General features: G+C 70.8%; 24 protein-coding genes. 8 read left to right on the top strand and 16 right to left on the bottom strand.

What is annotated here, in order from left to right:
- Positions 1-75: 75 nt before the first annotated feature.
- Entirely contained in the window at positions 76-1,137 is a 1,062-nt protein-coding gene (locus tag ACI2JZ_RS08900; protein ID WP_404597254.1) for an enoyl-CoA hydratase/isomerase family protein, read from the bottom strand.
- Between the two features lie 112 nt (positions 1,138-1,249).
- Between ACI2JZ_RS08900 and ACI2JZ_RS08895 the strand changes: the two genes are divergently transcribed.
- Positions 1,250-3,253, top strand: a complete 2,004-nt coding sequence (locus ACI2JZ_RS08895; RefSeq protein ID WP_404597253.1) for an ATP-binding cassette domain-containing protein — start codon at positions 1,250-1,252, stop codon at positions 3,251-3,253.
- A gap of 77 nt (positions 3,254-3,330) precedes the next feature.
- Here the strand turns inward: ACI2JZ_RS08895 and ACI2JZ_RS08890 are convergent, their stop codons facing one another.
- The 11 genes from ACI2JZ_RS08890 to ACI2JZ_RS08840 all read right to left on the bottom strand — a co-directional run bounded on the left by ACI2JZ_RS08890 (position 3,331) and on the right by ACI2JZ_RS08840 (position 11,927).
- On the bottom strand, positions 3,331-3,780 hold the full coding sequence (locus ACI2JZ_RS08890; protein WP_247624416.1) for a hypothetical protein: 450 nt from the start codon (positions 3,778-3,780) through the stop codon (positions 3,331-3,333).
- An 85-nt stretch (positions 3,781-3,865) separates the two neighbouring features.
- Entirely contained in the window at positions 3,866-5,188 is a 1,323-nt protein-coding gene (locus ACI2JZ_RS08885) for a glutamate-1-semialdehyde 2,1-aminomutase (protein WP_404597252.1), read from the bottom strand.
- 32 nt (positions 5,189-5,220) lie between these two features.
- On the bottom strand, positions 5,221-6,198 hold the full coding sequence (gene hemB, locus ACI2JZ_RS08880; RefSeq protein ID WP_247633731.1) for a porphobilinogen synthase: 978 nt from the start codon (positions 6,196-6,198) through the stop codon (positions 5,221-5,223).
- A complete protein-coding gene (locus tag ACI2JZ_RS08875) occupies positions 6,195-6,995 on the bottom strand; it encodes a uroporphyrinogen-III synthase (RefSeq protein WP_247624413.1) in 801 nt (266 codons plus the stop codon). The genes hemB and ACI2JZ_RS08875 overlap by 4 nt, the downstream gene beginning before the upstream one ends.
- Positions 6,995-7,987, bottom strand: a complete 993-nt coding sequence (hemC, locus tag ACI2JZ_RS08870; RefSeq protein ID WP_247957005.1) for a hydroxymethylbilane synthase — start codon at positions 7,985-7,987, stop codon at positions 6,995-6,997. Before hemC ends, ACI2JZ_RS08875 begins: the two co-directional genes overlap by 1 nt.
- A 7-nt stretch (positions 7,988-7,994) precedes the next feature.
- Positions 7,995-8,672: a hydrogen peroxide-dependent heme synthase gene (hemQ, locus tag ACI2JZ_RS08865; protein WP_404597251.1), complete on the bottom strand. Its 678-nt coding sequence runs from the start codon at positions 8,670-8,672 to the stop codon at positions 7,995-7,997.
- Positions 8,673-8,775: 103 nt separating this feature from the next.
- On the bottom strand, positions 8,776-9,045 hold the full coding sequence (locus tag ACI2JZ_RS08860) for a hypothetical protein (RefSeq protein ID WP_404597250.1): 270 nt from the start codon (positions 9,043-9,045) through the stop codon (positions 8,776-8,778).
- On the bottom strand, positions 9,032-9,442 hold the full coding sequence (locus tag ACI2JZ_RS08855; RefSeq protein ID WP_247633729.1) for a phage holin family protein: 411 nt from the start codon (positions 9,440-9,442) through the stop codon (positions 9,032-9,034). The genes ACI2JZ_RS08860 and ACI2JZ_RS08855 overlap by 14 nt, the downstream gene beginning before the upstream one ends.
- A 2-nt stretch (positions 9,443-9,444) precedes the next feature.
- Complete coding sequence (locus tag ACI2JZ_RS08850) at positions 9,445-9,921, bottom strand: hypothetical protein (RefSeq protein WP_247624408.1); 477 nt, start codon at positions 9,919-9,921, stop codon at positions 9,445-9,447.
- 124 nt (positions 9,922-10,045) lie between these two features.
- On the bottom strand, positions 10,046-11,563 hold the full coding sequence (gene hemG / locus ACI2JZ_RS08845) for a protoporphyrinogen oxidase (RefSeq protein ID WP_404597249.1): 1,518 nt from the start codon (positions 11,561-11,563) through the stop codon (positions 10,046-10,048).
- A gap of 25 nt (positions 11,564-11,588) precedes the next feature.
- Positions 11,589-11,927, bottom strand: a complete 339-nt coding sequence (locus tag ACI2JZ_RS08840; RefSeq protein ID WP_247624406.1) for a metalloregulator ArsR/SmtB family transcription factor — start codon at positions 11,925-11,927, stop codon at positions 11,589-11,591.
- A gap of 65 nt (positions 11,928-11,992) precedes the next feature.
- On the opposite strand from ACI2JZ_RS08840, the gene ACI2JZ_RS08835 reads away from it, so the two are divergent.
- Complete coding sequence (locus ACI2JZ_RS08835) at positions 11,993-12,901, top strand: NAD(P)H-binding protein (RefSeq protein WP_404597248.1); 909 nt, start codon at positions 11,993-11,995, stop codon at positions 12,899-12,901.
- 72 nt (positions 12,902-12,973) lie between these two features.
- Here ACI2JZ_RS08835 and hemE read toward each other — a convergent pair whose 3' ends face one another.
- A complete protein-coding gene (hemE, locus tag ACI2JZ_RS08830) occupies positions 12,974-14,002 on the bottom strand; it encodes a uroporphyrinogen decarboxylase (protein WP_404597247.1) in 1,029 nt (342 codons plus the stop codon).
- 83 nt (positions 14,003-14,085) lie between these two features.
- Here hemE and ACI2JZ_RS08825 point away from each other — a divergent pair, with 83 nt between their 5' ends.
- From ACI2JZ_RS08825 to ACI2JZ_RS08815, 3 genes are all read left to right on the top strand, one after another.
- On the top strand, positions 14,086-15,408 hold the full coding sequence (locus tag ACI2JZ_RS08825) for a glutamyl-tRNA reductase (protein WP_404597246.1): 1,323 nt from the start codon (positions 14,086-14,088) through the stop codon (positions 15,406-15,408).
- A gap of 63 nt (positions 15,409-15,471) precedes the next feature.
- Positions 15,472-16,047, top strand: coding sequence for an HhH-GPD-type base excision DNA repair protein (locus tag ACI2JZ_RS08820; protein WP_404597245.1), 576 nt, complete (start codon positions 15,472-15,474; stop codon positions 16,045-16,047).
- A gap of 2 nt (positions 16,048-16,049) precedes the next feature.
- A complete protein-coding gene (locus ACI2JZ_RS08815) occupies positions 16,050-16,475 on the top strand; it encodes a DUF1801 domain-containing protein (protein WP_404597244.1) in 426 nt (141 codons plus the stop codon).
- 37 nt (positions 16,476-16,512) lie between these two features.
- On the opposite strand, the gene ACI2JZ_RS08810 is transcribed toward ACI2JZ_RS08815, so the two are convergent.
- Both ACI2JZ_RS08810 and ACI2JZ_RS08805 read right to left on the bottom strand, forming a co-directional pair.
- The gene (locus ACI2JZ_RS08810) at positions 16,513-16,995 is read right to left on the bottom strand and encodes a hypothetical protein (RefSeq protein ID WP_247624399.1); all 483 of its coding nucleotides are present in this window, start codon (positions 16,993-16,995) and stop codon (positions 16,513-16,515) included.
- Between the two features lie 137 nt (positions 16,996-17,132).
- Positions 17,133-18,518, bottom strand: a complete 1,386-nt coding sequence (locus tag ACI2JZ_RS08805; RefSeq protein WP_247624398.1) for a glycine--tRNA ligase — start codon at positions 18,516-18,518, stop codon at positions 17,133-17,135.
- A gap of 135 nt (positions 18,519-18,653) precedes the next feature.
- Here ACI2JZ_RS08805 and ACI2JZ_RS08800 point away from each other — a divergent pair, with 135 nt between their 5' ends.
- The 3 genes from ACI2JZ_RS08800 (at position 18,654) to ACI2JZ_RS08790 (ending at position 22,097) form a co-directional block, all read left to right on the top strand.
- On the top strand, positions 18,654-20,123 hold the full coding sequence (locus ACI2JZ_RS08800; RefSeq protein ID WP_247624397.1) for a peptide MFS transporter: 1,470 nt from the start codon (positions 18,654-18,656) through the stop codon (positions 20,121-20,123).
- A gap of 70 nt (positions 20,124-20,193) precedes the next feature.
- A complete protein-coding gene (locus ACI2JZ_RS08795) occupies positions 20,194-20,607 on the top strand; it encodes a VOC family protein (protein ID WP_404597243.1) in 414 nt (137 codons plus the stop codon).
- A 50-nt stretch (positions 20,608-20,657) separates the two neighbouring features.
- Entirely contained in the window at positions 20,658-22,097 is a 1,440-nt protein-coding gene (locus ACI2JZ_RS08790) for an MFS transporter (protein ID WP_404597242.1), read from the top strand.
- Between the two features lie 25 nt (positions 22,098-22,122).
- On the opposite strand, the gene ACI2JZ_RS08785 is transcribed toward ACI2JZ_RS08790, so the two are convergent.
- Complete coding sequence (locus tag ACI2JZ_RS08785) at positions 22,123-22,518, bottom strand: hypothetical protein (protein WP_404597241.1); 396 nt, start codon at positions 22,516-22,518, stop codon at positions 22,123-22,125.
- Positions 22,519-22,524: the final 6 nt, after the last annotated feature.

Here is a 22,524-nt window from a genome sequence, read left to right as displayed (position 1 = left end):
ACGAAGCTCCGACATTCGTACCGCCGAGTTCGGAACCTTCGCTCACAGCGAACCCATCGACAGCCGGGCTGGCACTCAGAACAGCGGCGTCTCCGGCACGTACGCACGGGCATCCGCCCCGGCATCCGTCCCCAGCTCGGCGAGCGAGGCGGGCTGCCACTTCGGGTTGCGGTCCTTGTCGACCAGCTGAGCCCGGATGCCCTCGACGAGATCCGGATGCTCGTGCACGAACCACAGCACCCGCCGGTACTCGCCCTCGAGCGCCTCGCGCAGCCCGGAGGCCGCCCGCGCCTCGCGCACGGCGTCGAGCGTGACGACCAACCCCGTCGGCGCGAGCCCCTCGAGCAGGTCGGCCGTGGCCGTGGCATCCGTCGTGCCCTGCGCCTGCAACCGCTCGACGATCTCGACGACCGTGTCGGCGGAGAAGGCCTCGTCGATCCACTCCGGCGACGGCGACAGCTCCGAGGGCTCCGGCGTCTCGTCGAACAGCAGCACGATCTCGCTCGGCCCGGTCGGGTCGGCGCGAAACGCGAGGGCCTCGCGCAGGGCGTCGAGATTGGCGGAGGGCACGTAGTAGTCCGCGAAACCGAGGGCGATGGCATCCGCCCCGTTCAACGAACCGCCGGTCAGAGCGAGGTACTCGCCGAGGCGACCCGGCGCACGGCCGAGCAGCCAGGTGCCGCCGACGTCGGGAGTGAAGCCGATGCGCGTCTCGGGCATCGCGAGCTTCGAGCGCTCGGTCACGATGCGGATCGCCGCGTGCCCCGCGAGCCCGATGCCGCCGCCCATCGTGATGCCGTCGGCGAAGGCGACGATCGGCTTCGGATACTCGGCGATCATGGCGTTGAGCGCGTACTCCGCGCGGAAGAACTCGGCGGTGGACTCGGGATGCCCCGACACGATCTGCGCGTGCAGGGCGCGCACGTCTCCCCCGGCGCAGAAGCCGCGGTCGCCCGCACCGTCGAGCAGCACGATCTGCACGTCGGTGTCGGTGCGCCAGGCGTCGAGCGCCGCGGTGAGCGCCTGCACCATGCCCAGGTCGAGGGCGTTGATCGCCTCGGGACGCTGCAGCGTGAGCCGCCCGAGAGCGCCTTCCGTGCGGACGAGGACGCGGTCGGAGGCAGAGGTCTCGGTCACGGGAGCCAGGCTACCCCGGTCGCCGCGAGGGCTCGCAATCCACAGGAAATACGCGATCCGGACGGTTTTCCGGCAGGATAGGGGGAATTGACCAAGCAAGGAGAGGTCGCGCATGACCGACGGACAGGTTCTCGAATTCACGGGCGTGACGAAGCGCTTCAATGAGGTGACCGCCGTTTCCGACTTCTCTGCTCGGATCGAGCCGGGTGCGGTCACCGCGTTCCTCGGCCCCAACGGGGCCGGCAAGACGACGACGCTGCGGATGCTGCTGGGCCAGGTGCGCCCGACATCCGGCACCGCGACGATCGGCGGCCAGTCGTACGCCGAGCTGCGTCAGCCGCTGCGGGTGATCGGTTCGGTGCTCGAGGAGACCGTCTACCGTCCGCGCCGCACCGCGAACCGTCAGCTCACGATCGCGGCCAAGGCCAACGACATCCCGCTCGGTCGCGTCGCCGAGGTGCTCTCCCTGGTCGGGCTCGAGAACGAGGGCGACGCCCGCATCGGCGGATTCTCGCTCGGCATGCGTCAGCGTCTGAGCGTCGCGCACGCTCTGCTCGGCGACCCCGGGGCTCTCGTGTTCGACGAACCGGCCAACGGGCTCGACCCGGAAGGCATCCGCTGGATGCGCCTGCTCATGCGCCGTCTCGCCGACGAGGGCCGCACCGTGCTGGTCTCGTCGCACGTGCTCAGCGAGGTCGAGCAGGTGGCCGACAACGTGCTCGTGCTCTCGAAGGGCCGGCTCGTGCTCGCGAGCGGCATCGAGGAGCTCGCCGATCCCTCGGCCGGTGCCGTCATCGTCGACGCGGCCGATCGTGCCGCGCTCACCGCCGCCCTCGCCGCCGCCGGGTTCGACATCGAGATCCTCCGCTCCGGGCTCACGGTGCGCGGCACCGACGCGCGCCGGGTCGGAGCGGTCGCCGCTGATGCCGGGATCGCCCTCACCACTCTCGTGCAGCGCGGTCCGACGCTCGAAGACGTCTTCATCCAGCTGACCCGTGGCGGCCGGCTCGAGCCGCACGCCGGCCTCCTCGCGACGCAGCTCGTCGCTCCCGCCGCCGCGCCGGCGGCTCCCGTCGAGGAGCCCGTGCACGCGACCGCTCCGGCCGACGCCGAGGATCAGGTCACGACGGACGACACGGCGGCGATGACCGCCTCCGCGATCGCCGCCGACGCCGCCGCAGCCGTGCCCGGCGGTCCCGTCGCGGCGGCAGTGGTCGCCTCCGGAGCAGGAGCCGCGATCGTGAACGACGGCGACGTCGTCGCGGACGAAGCGGATGCCGAGGGAGCGGTCGGCGTCTCCGTCGACGGCGCCGCTGCATCCGACGACGCGGGATCCGACACCGCTGGATCCGACGACGAGACGCCTGCGGACGAGACGCCTGCAGACGGTACGGCCACCGATGCGGATGCCGCGCAGGTCGCACCGGGCCCGGTGTCGGCCGCAGGGCTCCCCTCGTTCGACGACATCCTCTTCGGAAACGGCGACGCCGCCGAGGAGGAGGCCACCTCGTTCCCGAATGCCGAAGCTCCCGCCCACGCCATCGACGGTGAAGCCGCGGGTGTTCCGATCGGCGAGGAGGCCGGGGTCGAGGTGTTCGACGACCTGGGCCCGACCGACGGTGCATCCGATGCGTCGTCGGATGGATCCTCCGACAGCGACGAGGCGGCCGCCGACGAGGACGCCGACCCGCGCTCGGCCGCGGTGAGCTCGATGCTCGCCGACGCCGCGCGCGCCTACTTCGAGGACGAGCCGAAGGACTACCCCCTCGGCGAGGCGCCCTCCGAGTCGGAGGGCAGCGAGACGGACGATGCCGCGCGCTCCGAGCACGAAGCCGACACGCAGGCGGAAGCCGACACGGCGACCGACGAGACCCCGACCGACGAAGCATCCGACAACGAAGCATCCGACAACGAAGCATCCGACAACGAAGCATCCGACGACGAAGCATCCGACGACGCTCCCGCAGATGGCGCCCCCCGCACGACCGTGATCGAGATCATCCCGGAGATCCCGCTCACGGCGACCGACGACGAGCTCGCCAACGCCGACCACTACGACCAGAGCGGCGACGGCGACCAGCACCACGAGCACGGCGAGTACCGCCCCCGCGACTGATCGATCCGCACAGCGAGACGCCCTCCCGACCCGATGGTCGCGGAGGGCGTTTCGCTGTGGTCTGCGAGCGCGGTGGCTCAGGCGGGCCGCGGCCGGATCACCGGGCGCCGGGGTTGCTTGGTCGTGGGGATCGAGCCGGTCGAGACGATCTCCTCGACGTCGGCCGGCTCTTCGGAGACCTCGAGCCGCAGGGCCTGCGTCAGGGCGAGGCCGTGCCGGGTGGTCAGGATGAGACGGCGGTACTGTTCGTCGCCCGTGAGATCGATCACGACGCTCGGCCGGCGCTTGCGGATGAGCACGAAGTCGGTGCTGCCCGCCGCCTTCCACGTGCCGGCGGCGAGGATGCCGGGGATGTGGGTGCCGGGGTTGGGCACGCCGCGCAGCCAGGTCCAGGCGTCATCGGTGAGCTGCACCTTGGTGATCGTCTCGCGCACGATGCGGAGGTTGTCGCGGTGGAAGCTCGCGGCGCGTTCCAGCGGCGAGAGCACGATCTCGAGTTGCGTCTGATCCAACAGCAACGTCACCATGACACCCAGTCTGCCAGCGGCATCCTCCCAGTTGTCTGGATCTTGCTCACAGGAACACAACGATCCGTTGTGGGAATGCGCTCACTCAGGGACGAGCGGATGCCGCGGCGGCGGCGGCGAGGGGCAGCGCCGCCTCGATGCGCAGCAGTTCTTCGTCGCCGTGGGCGGCCGTGAGGAACCACGCCTCGAACACGCTCGGCGGCAGGGCGATCCCCTGCTCCCGCAGCGAGTGGAAGAACGGCGCGTAGCGGAACGACTGCTGCGCCTGGGCCTCGGCGTAATCGCGCGGGGCGGAGGGGCGGAACGAGGCGTTGAAGAGGTTTCCCGCCTTCGCCACCGCGTGCTCGACACCGGCATCCGTGAGCGCCGCGTCGAGCGCACGCGAGAGCCGGTCGGCCGCCGCGTCGATGGTCGCGTAGACCTCGGGCGTCGCGAGGCGCAGGGTGGCGAGGCCCGCGGCGACCGAGAGCGGGTTCCCGGAGAGCGTGCCCGCCTGGTAGACCGGCCCCAGCGGCGCCAGGAGGTCCATCACATCGGCCCGTCCGCCGAGGGCGGCCAGCGGCATCCCCCCGCCGACGACCTTGCCGAAGGTGACGATGTCGGGGAGGTAGTCCTCGCCCTCCGCGGCCTGCAGGCCCCAGAACCCGGCCGGGTGCACGCGGAACCCGGTGAGCACCTCGTCGAGGATCATCAGCGCGCCGTGCGCGTGGGCCGTGTCGGCGATGAGGCGGTTGAACCCGGGGAGCGGGGCGACGACGCCCATGTTCGCCGCGGATGCCTCGACGATGACGGCCGCGATGCGCGGGCCGTGCTCGGCGAACACCGCCGCCAGCGCCTCGGGGTCGTTGTAGTCGATCACGAGCGTCTGCGCGGCGATCGGCGCGGGCACGCCCGCGGAACCCGGCAGCGCGAGCGTCGCGACGCCCGAGCCCGCCGCGGCGAGCAGCCCGTCGGAGTGGCCGTGGTAGTGACCGGCGAACTTCACGAGCAGGTCGCGACCGGTCGCGCCGCGGGCCAGGCGGATCGCCGTCATGGTCGCTTCGGTGCCCGTCGACACCAGGCGCACGCGCTCGATCGGACGGATCTCGCCGAACCGCACGCGGTCGGCGATCAGTGCCGCGAGCTCGACCTCGCCCTCGGTGGGCGCGCCGAACGACAGGCCGCGGGTCGCGGCCTCCTGCACCGCCTGGACGACCTCCGGATGCGCGTGACCGAGCAGCGCCGGGCCCCACGAGGCCACGAGGTCGATGTACGTCGTGCCCGCGGCATCCGTCACCGTCGCACCCTGCGCGGAGGCGAGGAAGCGCGGCGTGCCCCCGACCGACCCGTAGGCGCGGACGGGAGAGTTCACGCCGCCGGGGATCACCGCGCGGGCGGCGGAGAAGAGATCATCGTTGCGATCGGACATGGTGCTTCCTCTCGAAGTGCGGCGGCGACCGATCAGTCGCGCAGCCAGCGGGCGGCCTCGGTCGCCCAGTACGTCAGAACCGCGTCGGCACCGGCGCGCCGGATCGACAGCAGCGACTCGAGGATCGCCGCACGGCGGTCGATCCATCCGTTCGCGGCGGCGGCCTCGATCATCGCGTACTCGCCGGACACCTGGTATGCCCACACCGGAATATGCACGGTGTCTCGCACCTCGCGCAGTACGTCGAGGAAGGCCATCGCCGGCTTGACCATGACGATGTCGGCGCCCTCCTGCTCGTCGACCACGGCCTCGCGCACGCCCTCGCGACGGTTGCCGGGGTCGAGCTGGTAGGTGCGGCGGTCACCGGTGAGCTGCGAGTCGACCGCCTCGCGGAAGGGACCGTAGAACGCGCTCGCGTACTTCGCCGCGTACGACATCAGGATCGTGCGCGTGAACCCCTCGGCGTCGAGCGCCCGGCGGATGGCGGCGACCTGGCCGTCCATCATGCCCGAGAGCCCGAGCAGCTGCGAACCGGCCCGCGCCTGGGCGAGAGCCATCGAGGTGTAGCGCTCGAGGGTCGCGTCGTTGTCGACGGAACCGTCGGCGGCCAGCACGCCGCAGTGGCCGTGATCGGTGAACTCGTCGAGGCACAGGTCGGTCTGCACGACGAGGGCGTCGCCCACCTCGGCCGCCAGCGCCTCGGTCGCGAGATTGAGGATGCCGTGGGGAGCGTCTGCGCCGGAGCCGCGGGCATCGCGCACCGCAGGAACGCCGAAGAGCATGACGCCGCCGACGCCGGCCTCGGCCGCCTCGACCGCCGCGGCGCGAAGCGAGTCCATCGAGTGCTGGACGACACCGGGCATCGATCCGATCGGCGCGGGGTCGGTGAGCCCTTCGCGCACGAACATCGGCAGCACGAGCTGCTGCGGCTGGAGGCTGGTCTCGCGCACGAGCTGGCGCACGGCCGGCGACTGGCGCAGTCGACGCAGGCGCACCTCGGGGAAGCTCACGGCGTGAACTCGTCGGCCGAGTGCGGGAGGGTGAAGTGCGAGACCGCGTCGATGAGCGCGTCGACCGTCTGGCGATCCGCGACCACCGAGACCGACAGTCCGGCGTTGCGGGCATCGCGCGCCGTGCGCGGCCCGATCGCCGCGAGCAGCGTGTCATCGGGGATCTCGGGGAACTGCTCGCGCACCTGCTCGGCGACCGAACCGCTCGTGATGAGGATCGCGTTGATGCGGCCGTTCTCGACGTCGCGCTTGATGCGATCCGTCACCGGTACGCCGACCGTACGGTACGCCACCACGCTGTCGACGTCGTGACCCGCCTCGGTGAGCAGCACGCTCAGCACCGGCTTCGCGATCTCGCTGCGGAGAGCGAGGATGCGGCGCGGTGCGGTCTCGAGCGAGATCATCTGCTGCGCCATGCCCTCGGCGGAGTTGTCCTGCGTGGGCACCAGCGCGACCTCGTACCCGACGGCCTGCAGCGCCGCCGCGGTGGTCTCGCCGACCGCCGCGATGCGCGTCGTGGCCGGCACCACCGCACGGTGCGCGAAGAGCACGTCGACCGTGGTCGCGCTCGTCACCGTGAGCCAGTCGTAGGCGCCGGCGGCGAGCTGCTCCAGGGCGACGTCGAGGGCCGCCTGGTCGGTCGTGGGGGCGAAGTTGATGAGGGGCGCGACGACGGGGACCGCTCCCTGCAGGCGCAGGCTCGCGGCGACGCCGTCGCCCCACGGGCCTCCGCGGGGGACGAGGATCCGCCAGCCGTCTAGAGGCTTGTCGTGCTTCGATTCGGGTGTCGTGGTCATCAGGATTGCTCTCGGGGGACGAGTTCGGCCGCCCCTTGTTCGAGCAGCCGACGGGCGACAGCCAATCCCAGCGATCGAACGGCCTGGATCGGATCTGCACCATCGGCAGCATCCGCATCATTGCCACTGCCGTTCCGTTGAATATACCCCTCGTTCAGGGGTTCGGTGACGTCGAGCCCGATCCGGCGACCGCCATCGGCCGCGTACACGACCGTCCTGACGCGGATCTCGTCGCCTTCGACGACCGCATGCGCGGCCATGGGGGCTTGACATCCGGCGTCCAGACCCTCGAGGATCGCGCGCTCCAGCGTGATCGCGAGGCGGGTGGGCGCATCGTCGAGGACGGCGAGCGCCTCACGCAGCTCGGCCGGGGCATCCGTCGTCGTCTCCACCGCCAGGGCTCCCTGGCCGGGCGCGGTCGGCCACTCGCTCAGCCCCAACTCCTCCCGGTGCAGCGGCGAGTCGGTGCCGAGCCGCGAGAGCCCCGCGGCCGCGAGGATGACGGCATCCAGCTCGCCGGATGCGACGCGCGCGAGACGCGAGTCGACGTTGCCGCGCAGGTCGACGACCGTCGAGTGCGGGGCGCGGCGACGCACCTGGGCGATGCGGCGGGGCGACCCCGTGCCGACCGTGCTGCCGGCGCGTAGCTCGTGCAGCGGAGTACCGCCGCGAGTGATGGCGACATCGCGCGCATCCTCGCGGACGGGCGTCGCCGCGATGACGAGGCCCTCGGGGACCGCGGTGGGGAGGTCCTTGAGCGAGTGCACCAGGAAGTCGCACTCCCCCGCGAGCAGCGCCTCGCGCAGACGCGTGGCGAAGATGCCCTGCCCGCCGATCTCCGACAGCGAGGCGCGATTGGTGTCGCCCTCCGACGTGATCGGGACGAGCACGACGGGGCGGCCGACGACCTTCTCGAGGGCGGCGGCGACGTGACCGGACTGGGCCTGCGCGAGAGCGCTGCGGCGAGTACCGAGGCGGATCGGGGAGCTCACGGCGGGCCTACTGCAGCACGTCCGCGATCTCGTCGAAGCGGAGCCTGCGCCCCGTGTAGAAGGGCACCTCCTCCTTCACGAACAGACGCGCCTCGGTGTAGCGGAGGTCGCGCATCATGTCGACGAGATCGGTGATGTCGTCGGCCTCCATCGGGAGGATCCACTCGTAGTCGCCGAGGGCGAAAGCGGCGACGGTGTTCGCGACGACGCCGGTGAACGCGGCGCCCTTGCGGCCGTGGTCGGCGAGCATCGCGCGACGGTCGGCCTCGGGTGCCAGGTACCACTCGGGCGTGCGCACGAACGGGTAGAGGCAGAGCCAGTCCTTGGGCTCGACCCCCCGGAGGAAGCCGGGCACGTGCGAGCGGTTGAACTCGGCGTCGCGGTGCACGCCCATCACGTTCCAGACGGGCAGGAGCGAGCGCAGCAGCTCGGTGCGGCGCAGACGACGCAGCGCCTTCTGCAGATCTTCGGCGGTGTCGCCGTGCAGCCACACCATGAGGTCGGCGTCGGCCTTGAGGCCCGAGACGTCGTAGAAGCCGCGGACCGTGACCCCGGAGTCCTCGACGTACGAGACGATCGTCTCGAGTTCGGTCGAGTCGGACTCGGTGACGGGCACATCGGGATTGCGTCGCCACACGGCCCAGAGGGTGAAGCCGGACGGGTTCTCTGCGCTCTCATCGGACATGGTCCCAGTCTGCCCCTTTTATCGGACGGCTGCGAATGCGGCCGAGCGTGCAAAAAAACGACGCCCCGGAAGCGGAGTTCCGGGGCGTCGCGAAAAGAAGTGGTCAGCGCGAGATCGCCCGGGCGATCGCCCAGACGGCGCTGCCGACGACGGCCGCCGCACCCACGGCGATCGCGATCGCGCCCGCGGGGTTGCGCTCGGAGAACAGTCGCAGACGCACGGCCGCGCGCTTCGAGGCCTTGTCGAGACGACGCGGCACGTTGCCCTTGATCTCGATCGCGGCGAGCGCCGCCTTGAGCTCTGCCCGCGCCGAGGCGACGGGGTCGACGATGCCGCCGGGGACGGCGGTGATCGGCAGGTCAGAATTCGTCATTGTCGCCGGCCTCCTTCACGATGCGAACGTCTGTGGCGACGGCCTGCGCGGGGTTCTCCCGGCGCAGCACCTTGCGGAACTTGAGAAGACCGAGCAGTGCGAAGAACAGCACGGCGAGGATCAGGATGCCGAAAACCGCCAGCGCCGAGAGCCACACGGGCCACCACGAGGCGATGCCCGCGATGGCGAAGACCAGCAGCACCGGGATCGCCCAGAACAGGAAGAACAGGGCGACGACGAACCAGACGGCGCCGAAGCCCGCGTCCTTCGCGGTGCGCGAGACCCACGCCTTGGCGGCGTTGATCTCGGCCTTGACGAGGTTCGAGACGAGTTCGGGGAGGTCGCCGATCAGCGACAGGAAGCTGTCATCGGCGCGGTCGCGATAGCCGCGGGGCATGGTCAGTTCCCGGTCTTCTTCGCGGCGGGCTTGCGCGTCGCCGGCTTCTTGGCGGCGGGCTTGCGAGCGGCACCGGTCGAGGCCGACGAGTTCGCGGAGGACGTCTTCGACGAAGAGGTCTTCGAAGTCGACGACTTCTTGGCCTCCTCGACGCGGTCCTTCACCTCTTCGGCGGCATCCTCGAGGTCTTCGGCGACGTCCTTGCCCGCGGCGATCACCGAGTCGAGCTTCTGCCCGGGCGTGCCGTCGCTGCCGACCGACTTGACGACCTTGACGGCGCCGTTCCAGAGGGCGCCCGGAACCGCGGCGGCCTTCTGGCCCACGAAGTCCTTGACCTGCTCGACGCGCTCCTGCACGGGGTCGAGATGCCAGACCTTGAGCCACTGCGTCTTGATCTGCTCGTAGCGCTCGCGTCCGGCGCGCGTTCCGAGGACGTATCCCACGCCGATTCCGACGACGAGTCCGATCTTCCCCTTCATGGGGTCTCCTCACGTTGTTCCGGTCGAGCCGCAGGCGTTCGATCCCCGTCGGCCAGGTACCCAGCGTAACCCCATATGCCGATTTCGGCATTGAGAGGGCAGGGGGTTGACAGGCGCGAGGCGCTCACTCCCAGATCAGGGTGCGGCGCAGGCGGTCCGTTTCCTCGGTCGCATCGGGGATCACCTGCGCGAGACCCGTGCCCGCGAGCCAGGCGCCGACCGCCGCGAGGCCAGGAACGGCCTGCACGGCGGAGCGGGCGGCCGCACGACGTTCCGCCGATCCGATCACCGATGCCGGCTGCGCCTGCACGTAGCGCGCACGGTGCGCGGCCACCAGCGCGGACGGTGCCAGATCGATACCCAGAAGAGCGGATGCCTCGCGCAGCGCGAGGTCCGACGCAGCCCCGTCGTCGAGCCCTGCGGTGGCCGCCGGCTCGCCCTGCGCACCGAACGACACCCGCACGACGTGACGACCACCGGCCGCCCGGCGCACCCACTCCCACTTCGCGGTGGAGTGCGTGAGCGCCTTCGCGACATGGCTGCCGGGCACCGTCAGCACGCCCGTACCGCGCGGCGCCGGGTCGAGCGCCGGAGCGTCGAGGAGCAGGGTGACGATCTCGATCTCGGGTGCCGGTACGTCGTCGGTCGGCACGAGTGCGGGCACGGCGTCGGCGAGCAGCGCACGAGCGGTGCGCTCGTCGACGGCGACGACGACGGCATCCGCCTGCCACTCCTCCGCGACCGCGACGACCTCGTCATCGGAGCCCGCGGCGTCTTCGGGCGCGGCTTCGGATGCCGGATCGACGGGCGCATCGGTGACGACGATCCAGCCGTCTCCGTCGCGGGCGATCGCGCGGACGGGCGATGCCGTGCGCACCTCGACACGGAAGTTCTCGAGGTCGGCGAGCAGGGCATCGACGAGGACGGTCATCCCGCCGTCGAGTCCCTCGACCGCGGCGCCCGGCTTCTTCGCGGCGGCGCGGGCCGCTCCCTCGTCGCGCAGCGCGGCCACTGCACCCGACAACGAACCGGTGCGCGTGAGCGCGGCATTGAGCCCCGGTGCGGCGATCTCGACGTCGATATCGGAGGGTGAAGCGGAATACACCCCCGTTGTCACGGGAGCGACGAGGCGGTCGCGCACCTTGTCGCCCATGCGCGTCGAGACGAGCTTGCCGAGGCTGTGCTCGTGGCCGATGGTCAGCGGCGGACGCACCCGATCGAGGTACGCCCTCCAGGCACCCGACCAGCCGATGATGCGGCGCACGTCGTCCTGGAACGGGTTGGCGGGGATGCCGAGCAGCCCGCCGACGGGGAGCGGTGCGGCGCCGATGCCCGGGACCCCGGCGAGCCAGGCTCCTCCGGGAGCGGGTGCGACGACGCGGTCGTCGATGCCGAGTTCGGCGAGGAGCGCGCGCACGTGTCCGCCCCGGGTCGCGAAGCTCTCGGCCCCCGCGTCGAGGGCCACCCCGTCGAGCTCGGCCCGACGGATCGCGCCGCCCACGGCATCCGACGCCTCGAGCACCGTCACGCGCATGCCGACCTTGGCGCACTCACGGGCGGCGATGAGACCGCCGATCCCACCGCCGATCACGACGACGTGCTTCTCGGCGGCGCGGGCGGCGAGTTCGGAGGGCTCGGTCATGCCTTCCATCCTCGCATCGCCCCGCTCAGGCCTCGGCCGGGGATAACCCCTCGTCGGCGCCCCCGCGCTTGCGTATCTCGCGCAGAACGATCTGCTCGGGGCACACCGTCGAGAGGAAGTCGCCGACCGAGAGGGCGAGGCGCTCACCGACCAGCGAGTACAGGATGCGGTTGGCGTCGCGACGCTCGGTCACGAGCCCGGCCTGCCGCAGCACCGCGAGATGACGGGAGATCGTCGGACCGCTCGATGAGAACTTCGCGGCGATCTCGCCGGCCGCCAGCTCGCCCTCTTTCAGGTCCTGCAGGATCTGCCGCCGGGTGGGGTGCGCCAGCGCGGCGAAGATGTCGGTCGCGCTATCTGTCATGTTTGCAATATAGCACCCTTGCTAGATAGCATTTAGCCGTAAAGCTAATGAGCGAAGGAGCAGTCATGAGAGTGGCCATCACCGGAGGCACCGGATTCGTCGGGCGTCACCTCGCCGAGCGCCTCGGCCCCGAAGCATCCGTCGTCGTGTCCCGACGCACCGGCGTCGCGCTCGACGATGTCGACGCGCTCACCGCAGCCTTCGCCGGATGCGATGCGGTCGCGCACTGCGCCGGCATCAACCGCGAGATCGGCGACCAGACGTTCCAGGGCGTGCACGTCGAGGGCACACGCGCCGTCGTCGAAGCCGCTCGTCGCGCCGGTGTGAAGCGCATCGTGATGGTGAGTTTCCTGCGCGCCCGGCCCGACTGCGGTTCGGGTTACCACGAGTCCAAGTGGGAGGCCGAAGAGATCATCCGCTCCTCCGGCATCGACCACACCATTCTCAAGTCCGGCATGATCTACGGTCGCGGCGACCACATGGTCGACCACGTGTCGCGCGCCGTGCGCACGCTGCCCTTCTTCTGGACCGTCGGGTTCCGCGAGCGCCGCGCCCGCCCCGTGCCCGTCGACGACGCGGTCGACCTGCTCGTCGCCGCTCTCGAAGGGCGCATCGCCGAGCCCACGATCGCGGTCATGGGTGCCGACGAGGTCACGCTCGGCGAGGCACTGCGCCGCATCGCTCGGGTCGACGAGCGCAGCCCGCTCTTCTTCCCCGTGCCGCTGTGGACGATCCGCATGCTCGCCCAACTGACCGAGTGGACGATGGTCACCCCTCTGGTGGCGAAGGCGCAGGCTCGGATGCTGGCCGAAGGCGTGACCGAGCCGGCTCCCTACGCGCCCGAGGCTCCCGAGGAGTTCCGACCGCGGCGCGCGTTCAGCGACGAGCGCATCCGCGCCGCGCTCCCGGACGGTCCGTTCACGCTCGACGATCTGCGGGCGGTGCGCTGGCTGCGGGCGCGGCGGGGCGCCTGAGCGCGTGAGGGGTCACAACACGCCGCGCGCGAGACCGCCGGCGCGGGGTGTCTTGACCCTTCGCGGCATCCGTCAGTCGCGCTGCGCGTGCACCAGCTCGACGATGCGCGTGAGCTGATCGGGGTCGGTCTCGGGTGGCACGCCGTGGCCGAGGTTGACGATGTGCGCCCGAGCGGTGCGGCCCCTCCGCAGCACGTCGAGCACGTGCGCCTCGAGCACCGGCCACGGGGCCGACAGCAGCGCGGGATCGATGTTGCCCTGCACCGTCGTGTCGGGGCCGAGGATCGCGGCCGCCTCGTCGAGCGGCTGCCGCCAGTCGACGCCCACACCATCGGCCGCACCGTCGAGACGCATGTCGGCGAGGAAGGGTCCGGTGCCGACGCCGAAGTGGATGGTCGGCAGCCCGATGCCCTCGAGCGCGGTCTTCGAGTGCGGGCGCACGAAGGTGCGGTAGTCGGCGGGGCTCAGACCGCCCGCCCACGAGTCGAAGAGCTGCACGACGGATGCCCCGGCGTCGCGCTGCGCCGAGAGGAAGACCCGCGACACCTGCGCCAGCCATCCGGCGAGGCGGTTCCACGAGTCGGGGTCGGCGTGCATCATGGCTCGCGCGCGCAGATGCTCCTTCGACGGGCCGCCCTCGACGAGGTAGGCCGCGAGGGTGAAGGGCGCTCCGGCGAAGCCGATCAGCGGGGTGTCGCCGAGTTCGGCGACGGTGAGGCGCACGGCCTCGGAGATCGCGGTCGAGTCGAGCGAGGCGGGATCGATCGCCGTGATGCGGTCGACGTCGGATGCCGTGCGCACCGGGTTCGCGAACACCGGGCCGCGGCCAGGCTCGATCTCGACCTCGACTCCTGCCAGGCGCAGCGGGATGACGATGTCGCTGAAGAAGACGGCCGCGTCCACCCCGTGTCGGCGAACCGGCTGCAGCGTGATCTCGGCGGCGAGGTCGGGGGTGAGGCAGGCGTCGAGCATCCGCGTGCCCACCCGCAGCTCCCGGTACTCGGGCAGCGACCTGCCGGCCTGGCGCATGAACCACACCGGGGTCTGAGCGGGGCGTTCGCCCGCGAGGGCGCGCAGGAGCGGAGCGTCGGAGAGGGCCATGCCTCCATCCTCGCATCCGCCCCCGATGCGGATGCTGTGGGCCCGGCGACCTCGGCGTCGGGAGCCTCCGGTACAATCGAAGGGTGCTGCTGTGTGTCACGGCGAGTCACAAGACCGCCAGCTTCGATCTGCTCGAACGCCTGAGCCGCACCCCCGACGACGTCGCCCCCACTCTCGTGGGCATGACGCCGTGCGTGCAGGGTGCGGTCGTTCTCGCGACGTGCAATCGCTTCGAGGCGTACGTGGAAATGGACGAACCCGTCACTGCAGCCGGTGCGATCGGCGTCGAAGCCGTGCTCGAAGCGGTCGAGGCCGCGACCGGCGTTCCCGCCGATGAACTCGACGGCGCCTACACCGTGCACTCGGGCCGCCGCGTCGCCGAGCACCTCTTCTCCGTGGCCTCCGGTCTCGAATCCGTCGTCTCCGGCGAGGGCGAGATCGCCGGCCAGGTGCGCCGCGCACTCAAGTCCGCCCGCAAGGAGGGCACGACCTCCCCCGAGCTCGAGCGCCTGTTCCAGCGCGCCAGCCAGGCGCAGCGCAAGGTCAAGAACGTCACGGCCCTCGGCCGCGCCGGCCGCTCGCTGGTGCGCCTCGCCCTCGAGCTCGCCGACTCCCGCATCGCCGACTGGTCGGCCGAGCGCGTACTGCTCGTCGGCACCGGCGCCTACGCCGCCGTCACGCTCGCCACGCTCCGCGAGCGCGGCGCCGTCGACATCTCCGTCTACTCACCGTCGGGTCGCGCCGAGATCTTCGCCGCGAAGCACGGCATCCGCCCCGTCGCCGAAGCCGACTACGCGCGCACCGCCGCCCGGTCGAGCCTGCTGATCACGTGCACCACCGCCACCGAGCCGGTGCTCGGGCCGCAGCATCTGCAGGCGCCCGCCGGGCTCGCCGCGGCCGCTGCCGCGGGCTGCCCCGTCTCCCACGGCAGCCAGCTGGTCGTCGACCTCGGCATGCCCCGCAACGTCGACCCGGCCGTCGCCACCCTCGAGGGTGTCGCGCTGCTCGACCTCGAGACCATCCGCCTGCACGCTCCGCTCGAAGAGCTGCAGGCCACGGATGCCGCGCGCACCGTCGTTCGCGAGGCCGCGGACACCTTCCACGTCGTGGGCGCCCGCCAGAGCGTGACTCCGTCGGTGATCGCCCTGCGCTCGCACATCTTCTCGCTGCTCGACTCGGAGATCGCCCGCGCCCGCGCGCGCGGCGACGAGGACGGCAAGATCGAGCAGGCACTGCGCCACCTCGCCGGCGTGCTGCTGCACGAGCCGACGACCCGTGCGCACGAGCTCGCCGCCGCCGGCCGCGCCGACGACTTCGCCGCGGCCCTCGAGACGCTCTACGGCCTCTCGCCCGAGCAGCCCGCCGTCTCGGCCATCGACCCGCTCGACGACGCCGCCTCCGCCTGACGCCGGGGGCGGGTACCCATCGCCCAGCGCCCCACAGGAACCGCCCGATGCGAGAATGAACGCATGGCCCTTCACATCACCGGAGACACCGCCGCCGACGCTCTCCTGACCGACAACCCGCTCGCCCTCCTGGTCGGGATGCTGCTGGATCAGCAGGTACCGATGGAGACCGCGTTCGCGGGTCCGTTGAAGATCGAGCAGCGCACGGGCGCGACGGATGCCTCGGCGATCGCGAGCATGGACCCCGAGGAGTTCCTCGAGGCGTTCAAGACGACGCCCGCGGTGCACCGCTTCCCGGGGTCGATGGCGACGCGCGTGCAGACGCTGTGCCAGACGATCGTCGACGACTGGGGCGGAGACGCCGCCGCCCTCTGGACGCAGGGCGAGCCGAACGGCGCCGAGGTGCTCAAGCGCCTGAAGGCGCTGCCGGGCTTCGGCGAGCAGAAGGCGAAGATCTTCCTGGCGCTGCTGGGCAAGCAGTACGGATTCACCGGCGCCGGTTGGCGCGAGGCCGCGGGCGACTACGGCGTCGACGGCTCGTTCCGCAGCGTCGCCGACATCGTCTCGCCCGAATCCCTGACGAAGGTGCGCGAGCACAAGAAGGCGATGAAGGCCGCCGCGAAGGCCGAGAAGGCCTGATCATGAAGCAGACCGGTGACGACGTCGCGGGCCTGATCGCCCGCTCCTCCCCCGCGAAGCGCCGGAGGGATGCCGAGACGCTGACCGCCCTCATGCAGGAGATCACCGGCCGCGAGCCCGCGACCTGGGGCACGATCATCGGGTTCGGGTCGTGCCACTACCGGTATCCGACCGGCACCGAGGGCGACTCCGGGCTGCTGGCCTTCGCGCCGCGCAAGGCGGCGACGACGATCTACCTGCTCGACGGCGTCGCCGCGCACGAGGAGGCCCTGGCGGCACTCGGCCCGCACACCACCGGCGTCGGATGCCTCTACATCACCGACCTCGAGGAGATCGACCTCGACGTGCTCCGGGGCGTGCTCGAACGCTCGCTCGCCTGGGTCGAGGCGGGTGGCACCCCCGAGATGCAGCTCACCGTCACGGGCTGACGCCGCGGCATCCGCTCGTTCCGGCACGGCGCGGCGCTCAGCGCAGCACTTCGACCAGTGCCACCCACGACACGACGATCGCCGAGACGATCGCGAGCAGGCATCCGGCGGCGGCGAGGTACAGCCCCGACGGATGTCCCACCCCCACCAGCACGCCGGCGACGAGATACGCGGCCAGGGGCAGGAAGCCGATCAGATACTTGAGCGGCCGCGCGCGGTCGGCCGGGTTCGGGTCGCCCGCGATGAGCCGCGTCACGTTCACCTGGAACACCGACATCAGCAGTGTCGCCACGACGATGAGCACGCCGTACCAGGTGAGGTCGAGGCCGGGAACGAGCCCGATCGCCGACACGGCGAGCGCGAGCACGAGCGCCGCGATGCCCGCGAGAAGACGTGCGGTGAGCGTGCGCGACTTCACGATCTCGGCGATGTTGACGCTCGCGGCGACGATCACGAGGCCGGCCAGGGCCGCGGTCGCGCCCGCCATCGCGACGTTGAACTCGCTCCACTCCTCGATCATGCGGTCAGCATAGCCCCGCGCCGAACCACCCCTCTAGAGACGAAACACCCCTCTGCGAACGGTGCGCAGAGGGGTGTGTCGGGCGAAGAGGGGTGGCTCTGCATCCGCCCTGGATCAAGAAGAACGGATGCCGCGGCTCACGCGCCCTTCAGGCGCTCGGCCAGGTACTCGTGCAGCTCGTCGATCGAGACGCGCTCCTGCGCCATGGTGTCGCGGTCGCGCACGGTGACGGCGCGGTCGTCGAGCGAGTCGAAGTCGACCGTGACGCAGAAGGGCGTGCCGATCTCGTCCTGGCGACGGTAGCGGCGGCCGATCGCGCCGGCGTCGTCGAAGTCGACCGCCCACGAGCTGCGCAGCGTGTCGGCGACCTCGCGGGCGAGCGGCGAGAGGCGCTCGTTGCGCGACAGCGGCAGCACCGCGGCCTTGACCGGCGCGAGGCGCGGGTCGAGCTTGAGCACGGTGCGCACGTCGGTGCCGCCCTTGGCGTTGGGCACCTCTTCTTCGCGGTACGCGTCGACGAGGAACGCCATCATGGCACGCGTCAGGCCGAACGACGGCTCGATCACGAACGGCGTGTAGCGCTCACCGGTCGCCTGGTCGAAGTAGGTCAGGCTCTGGCCCGAGGCCTCGCTGTGGCTCGACAGGTCGTAGTCGGTGCGGTTGGCCACACCCATGAGCTCGCCCCACTCCTTGCCCGCGAACCCGAACTTGTACTCGACGTCGATCGTGCCGGCCGAGTAGTGCGCGCGGTCGTCTTCGGGCACGTCGAACTGGCGCATGTTCTCGGGATCGATGCCGAGGTCGATGAACCAGTTCCAGCAGGCTTCGACCCAGTGCTCGAACCACTCCTGCGCATCTGCCGGCGGCGTGAAGAACTCGATCTCCATCTGCTCGAACTCACGGGTGCGGAAGATGAAGTTACCGGGGGTGATCTCGTTGCGGAACGCCTTGCCGACCTGACCGATGCCGAACGGCGGCTTCTTGCGGCTGGCGGTGAGCACGTTCGAGAAGTTCACGAAGATTCCCTGCGCGGTCTCGGGGCGCAGGTAGTAGAGACCCGACTCGTCGTCGACGACGCCGAGGTAGGTCTTCACGAGACCCGAGAACGACTTGGGCTCGGTGTACTGACCCTTGGTGCCGCAGTTCGGGCAGGGGATGTCGGTGAGACCGTTCTCGGCCTTGCGGCCCTTGCGCGCCTCGAAGTCCTCGATGAGGGTGTCGGCACGGAAGCGCTTGTGGCAGTGGAGGCACTCGACCAGCGGGTCGGTGAAGGTGGCGACGTGGCCGGATGCCTCCCACACGCGCTTGGGCAGGATGATGCTCGAGTCCAGGCCGACCATGTCGCCGCGACCGCGCACGAACGTCTGCCACCACTGGCGGCGGATGTTCTCCTTGAGCTCCGTGCCGAGGGGGCCGTAGTCCCAGGCCGAGCGCGAACCGCCGTAGATCTCACCCGCTTGGAACACGAACCCGCGGTGGCGGGCGAGGGCGATGACCTTATCGAGGCGGGACTGTTCGGCCATGGTGGCTCCAATGGTCGGATGCGAGTGGGATGCGGCACGCGGATGCCGCGGCATCCCCATTCTATCTGCGGGTCTACGCGAGGTCGGAGCCTTCTGCCCCTCGTGCGCACAGGCCTCGAGGACTACCGTCTAACCATGAGTTCGACCGCCCAGACCCGCCCGCCCCGCGACGAGAACACCCGCTTCTTCGGGCAACCGTGGGCGCTCGTGCACGTGTTCGGCGTGGAGATGTGGGAGCGGTTCAGCTTCTACGGCATGCAGGGCATCCTGCTCATCTACCTGTACTACTCCGTGACCGAGGGAGGCCTCGGCATCCCGCAGGCGGTCGCCGGCGGAATCGTCGGCGCGTATGGCGGCTCGGTATACCTGTCGACCATCCTCGGCGCCTGGCTCGCTGATCGTCTCTTCGGCTCGGAGCGCGTGCTCTTCGTCAGCGCGATGGTCATCGTCGCCGGGCACCTCGCCCTCGCCCTGCTGCCGGGGTTGCTCGGCGTCGGGGTCGGCCTGATCCTGGTGGCGCTCGGCTCGGGCGGGCTCAAAGCCAACGCGACCTCGGTGGTCGGCACCCTCTACGCCCCGGAGGACGTGCGCCGGGATGCCGGCTTCTCGCTCTTCTACCTCGGCATCAACCTGGGCGCGTTCCTGGGGCCCATCCTCACCGGCATCCTGCAGTCGACCCTCGGGTTCCACTACGGATTCGGGTTGGCGGCGATCGGCATGACGCTGGGTCTCGTGCAGTACGCCTTCGGCCGCCGCGCCCTGCCCGACGAGGCGCGGCGCGTGCCGAACCCGCTGCCCGCGGCGCGCTATCCGATGGTGGCCGTCGTCGGCCTCGCCGCCGTCGCCGTCATCGTCGTGCTGGTGCTGCTCGGCGTCATCCGCGCCGACAACCTCGCGCCGATCGTGATCGGTGTGACCGTCGCCGCCGCGATCGCGTACTTCGCGGTGATCCTCTCGAGCCGCCGCATCGACGCCACCGAGCGCTCGCGCGTGTGGGGCTTCCTGCCGTTGTTCGTCACGAGCGTCGCCTTCTGGTCGCTCTACCAGCAGCAGTTCACGGTGCTCACGGTCTACTCCGACGAGCGTCTGAACCGCGACCTCTTCGGCTGGGAGATGCCGGTCTCGTGGGTGCAGTCCATCAACCCCGTCTTCATCATCATCCTGTCGGGCGTCTTCGCCGCGATCTGGACCCGCCTCGGCAAGCGCCAGCCGTCGACGCCGGCGAAGTTCGGCCTCAGCGCGATCATCATGGGAGTCGCTTTCCTGCTGTTCCTCCCGTTCGCGGGCGGCGGGCCGAACTCCACGCCGCTGCTGGCCATCGTCGGCATCCTGTTCGTGTTCACCGTCGCGGAGCTGCTGCTGTCGCCTGTCGGTCTGTCGGTGACGACGAAGCTCGCCCCGAAGGTCTTCCACACGCAGATGGTGGCGCTGTTCTTCCTCTCGGTCGCGCTCGGCACGGCGATCTCGGGCTGGCTCGTCGGGTTCTACAACCCCGACGACGAGGTTCCGTACTTCTCGATCCTGGGCGGCATCGCGATCCTCGTCGGCATCGGACTGCTGCTGTCGATCAAGCCGGTGCTGAAGCTCATGAAGGACGTGCGCTGACGCGCGGGCTTCCGGATGCCGGGCGCAGACGCCGTTCCGGATGTCGGATGCCGGTGACAGACTCGCCTGCATGGAACAACGCGTCAGCTTCATCACTCTCGCCGTGTCCGATCTCGCGCGCACCCGTGCCTTCTATGTCGACGGGCTCGGCTGGGAACCGATGTTCGCCGGCGACGACGTGCTGATGCTCCCGGTCGGCGAGAGGCTCATGCTGTCGCTGTGGTCGATCGAGGGCTTCACCGCCGAGATCGGCGAGGCCCCGGCATCCGGCGTCGCCCCGATCACGCTCTCCCACAACCTCGCCACCCCGACCGAGGTCGATGCGGTCCTCGCCGAGGTCGCGCTGCTGGGCGTTCCGGTGAGTGCGGGGCGCGAGCGCGAATGGGGCGGGTACTCCGGGTACTTCTCCGACCCCGACGGCTTCCGGTGGGAGGTCGCGGTCAACCCCGGCGAGACGGGTGACTTCGTGCTGCCGCCGCTCTGAGATGCGGCACGACGGCCCTCGCCCCTCCCGGACGCCGATAGCCTGAGTCGGTGGGAGCGAACGACGACAAGGCCAGACGACGACTCTCACGGAACACCCCGCGGTGGGCGATCGTCGCGGTGCTCGCGTTCGCGGGCCTGTGCTCGTCGTTCATGTTCACCCTCGTGGTGCCGCTGCAGGCCGAGCTTCCGGCGCTGCTGAACTCTTCGCGTGAAGACACCACCTGGGTCGTCACGATCACGCTGCTCGTCGCCGCCGTCGCGACGCCGATCTCGGGCCGCCTCGGAGACATGTACGGCAAGCGCCGGGTGGCGATCGTGCTGCTCGCCCTGCTGATCGTCGGGTCGCTGATCGCCGCGCTGTCGGGCTCGATCGTCGGCGTGATCATCGGGCGCGGACTGCAGGGCGCGGTCACGGGTGTCGTCCCCCTGGGCATCGCGATCATGCGCGATGTGCTCCCTCCCGAACGCCTCGGCACCGCAGTCGCCCTCATGAGCGCGACGATGGGCGTGGGCGGTGCGCTCGGGATGCCGATCGCCGCCTACCTCGCGGTCAACGCCGACTGGCACGCCCTGTTCTGGCTCGCCGCCGCCCTCGGCGCCGTCGGGCTGCTCCTCATCTTCTTCGTCGTCCCCGAAGACGTGCTCCGCTCCCCCGGACGCCTCGACGTGCTCGGCGCGATCGGCCTCGCGATCGGCCTCACCGGCATCCTGCTCTTCGTGTCGCGCGGCGCGGAATGGGGCTGGACATCGCTCCCGACCCTCGCCTGCATCATCGGCGGCCTCGTCGTGCTGCTGGTCTGGGGCTGGTACCAGCTGCGCACGACCGAGCCCCTGCTCGACCTGCGCGTCGCCGCACGCCCCGCCGTGCTCTTCACGAACATCGCCGCGATCGGCATGGGCTTCGCGCTCTTCGCCTCGAACGTGACCTTCCCGCAGATGCTCGAGATGCCCGCCGGCACCGGCGCCGGCTTCGGCCTCGACATGATCTCGGCCTCGCTCGTGGTCATGCCGGCCGGTCTCGTGATGATGGTGATCTCGCCGCTGTCGGGCTGGCTCGAACGCACCGTCGGTCCCCGCCCGCTCTTCACGGTGGGTGCCGCGGCGATCGTGCTCGCCTACGTCTTCGTGCTGCTGTTGTCGAGCGAGGTGTGGCACATCCTCGTCGGCAACCTGCTCATCGGCGTCGGCATCGGATTCACCTTCGCCGCGATGCCGATGATCATCATGCGCTCGGTTCCGGCGAACGAGACCGGCGCCTCCAACGGCCTCAACGCGCTCTTCCGCTCGGTGGGCACGTCGAGCGCCTCGGCCGTCATGGGCGGGGTGCTCGCGGCGATGAGCATCGACGTCGACGGCGTCGCGGTGCCGACGCACGATGCGTTCCAGGTGTGCTTCTGGTTGGCGATCGCCGCCGGCATCGTGGCCCTCGTGCTGTCGCTCTTCATCCCGAAGCAGCGCGCCGCCGAACAGCATCCGTCGCTGCCCTGAGCGGGCTTCTGTCCGGGGGAGCCGGTCAGAGGGTGCGCGGATCGGGGTCGTCGGCGCGGGGCGGGCGCAGGCGGCTCGGGATCGGCCACGGCAGCTCGAACCGCTCGGTCGGCGGACGGGTGACGTCGCCGAAGTCGTCGACCTTCACCACGATGCGTCCCGGCACGCCGCCTCGATCGGGGGTCACTTCGACGATGCGCACCCGCAGCGGGCGCTCGGCTTCGCCGTCGAGCATCCACGGATCGGCGAGCCAGGCGATGCCCCGCTCTTCGAGGGCGGCCTCGGCGTCGAGCCAGTCGGTGGGAGCGGATGCCGGGCGCCCGAGCACATCGACGGCCAGCCAGTCGTCGCCCGCCGGGTGGATCCAGCCGAGCAGCTCGCCGTCGTCACGGCGGTGCGGGGTCCAGTCGGGTCGGGTCATCCGACG

This window comes from Microbacterium sp. NPDC087868, assembly GCF_044900755.1.
In the GTDB taxonomy this organism is placed as follows: Bacteria; Actinomycetota; Actinomycetes; order Actinomycetales; family Microbacteriaceae; genus Microbacterium; species Microbacterium galbinum.
The sequence above is the reverse complement of the archived record's forward strand: the minus strand, read 5'-3'. Positions and strand labels throughout refer to the sequence as shown.

Coding starts and splice junctions, on each gene's coding strand:
- ACI2JZ_RS08895 (WP_404597253.1), top strand. CDS start 1,250: ATGACCGACGGACAGGTTCTCGAATTCACGGGCGTGACGAAGCGCTTC.
- ACI2JZ_RS08890 (WP_247624416.1), bottom strand. CDS start 3,780: ATGGTGACGTTGCTGTTGGATCAGACGCAACTCGAGATCGTGCTCTCG.
- ACI2JZ_RS08885 (WP_404597252.1), bottom strand. CDS start 5,188: ATGTCCGATCGCAACGATGATCTCTTCTCCGCCGCCCGCGCGGTGATC.
- ACI2JZ_RS08875 (WP_247624413.1), bottom strand. CDS start 6,995: ATGACCACGACACCCGAATCGAAGCACGACAAGCCTCTAGACGGCTGG.
- hemQ (WP_404597251.1), bottom strand. CDS start 8,672: ATGTCCGATGAGAGCGCAGAGAACCCGTCCGGCTTCACCCTCTGGGCC.
- ACI2JZ_RS08860 (WP_404597250.1), bottom strand. CDS start 9,045: ATGACGAATTCTGACCTGCCGATCACCGCCGTCCCCGGCGGCATCGTC.
- ACI2JZ_RS08855 (WP_247633729.1), bottom strand. CDS start 9,442: ATGCCCCGCGGCTATCGCGACCGCGCCGATGACAGCTTCCTGTCGCTG.
- ACI2JZ_RS08850 (WP_247624408.1), bottom strand. CDS start 9,921: ATGAAGGGGAAGATCGGACTCGTCGTCGGAATCGGCGTGGGATACGTC.
- hemG (WP_404597249.1), bottom strand. CDS start 11,563: ATGACCGAGCCCTCCGAACTCGCCGCCCGCGCCGCCGAGAAGCACGTC.
- ACI2JZ_RS08840 (WP_247624406.1), bottom strand. CDS start 11,927: ATGACAGATAGCGCGACCGACATCTTCGCCGCGCTGGCGCACCCCACC.
- ACI2JZ_RS08835 (WP_404597248.1), top strand. CDS start 11,993: ATGAGAGTGGCCATCACCGGAGGCACCGGATTCGTCGGGCGTCACCTC.
- hemE (WP_404597247.1), bottom strand. CDS start 14,002: ATGGCCCTCTCCGACGCTCCGCTCCTGCGCGCCCTCGCGGGCGAACGC.
- ACI2JZ_RS08820 (WP_404597245.1), top strand. CDS start 15,472: ATGGCCCTTCACATCACCGGAGACACCGCCGCCGACGCTCTCCTGACC.
- ACI2JZ_RS08815 (WP_404597244.1), top strand. CDS start 16,050: ATGAAGCAGACCGGTGACGACGTCGCGGGCCTGATCGCCCGCTCCTCC.
- ACI2JZ_RS08810 (WP_247624399.1), bottom strand. CDS start 16,995: ATGATCGAGGAGTGGAGCGAGTTCAACGTCGCGATGGCGGGCGCGACC.
- ACI2JZ_RS08805 (WP_247624398.1), bottom strand. CDS start 18,518: ATGGCCGAACAGTCCCGCCTCGATAAGGTCATCGCCCTCGCCCGCCAC.
- ACI2JZ_RS08800 (WP_247624397.1), top strand. CDS start 18,654: ATGAGTTCGACCGCCCAGACCCGCCCGCCCCGCGACGAGAACACCCGC.
- ACI2JZ_RS08795 (WP_404597243.1), top strand. CDS start 20,194: ATGGAACAACGCGTCAGCTTCATCACTCTCGCCGTGTCCGATCTCGCG.
- ACI2JZ_RS08785 (WP_404597241.1), bottom strand. CDS start 22,518: ATGACCCGACCCGACTGGACCCCGCACCGCCGTGACGACGGCGAGCTG.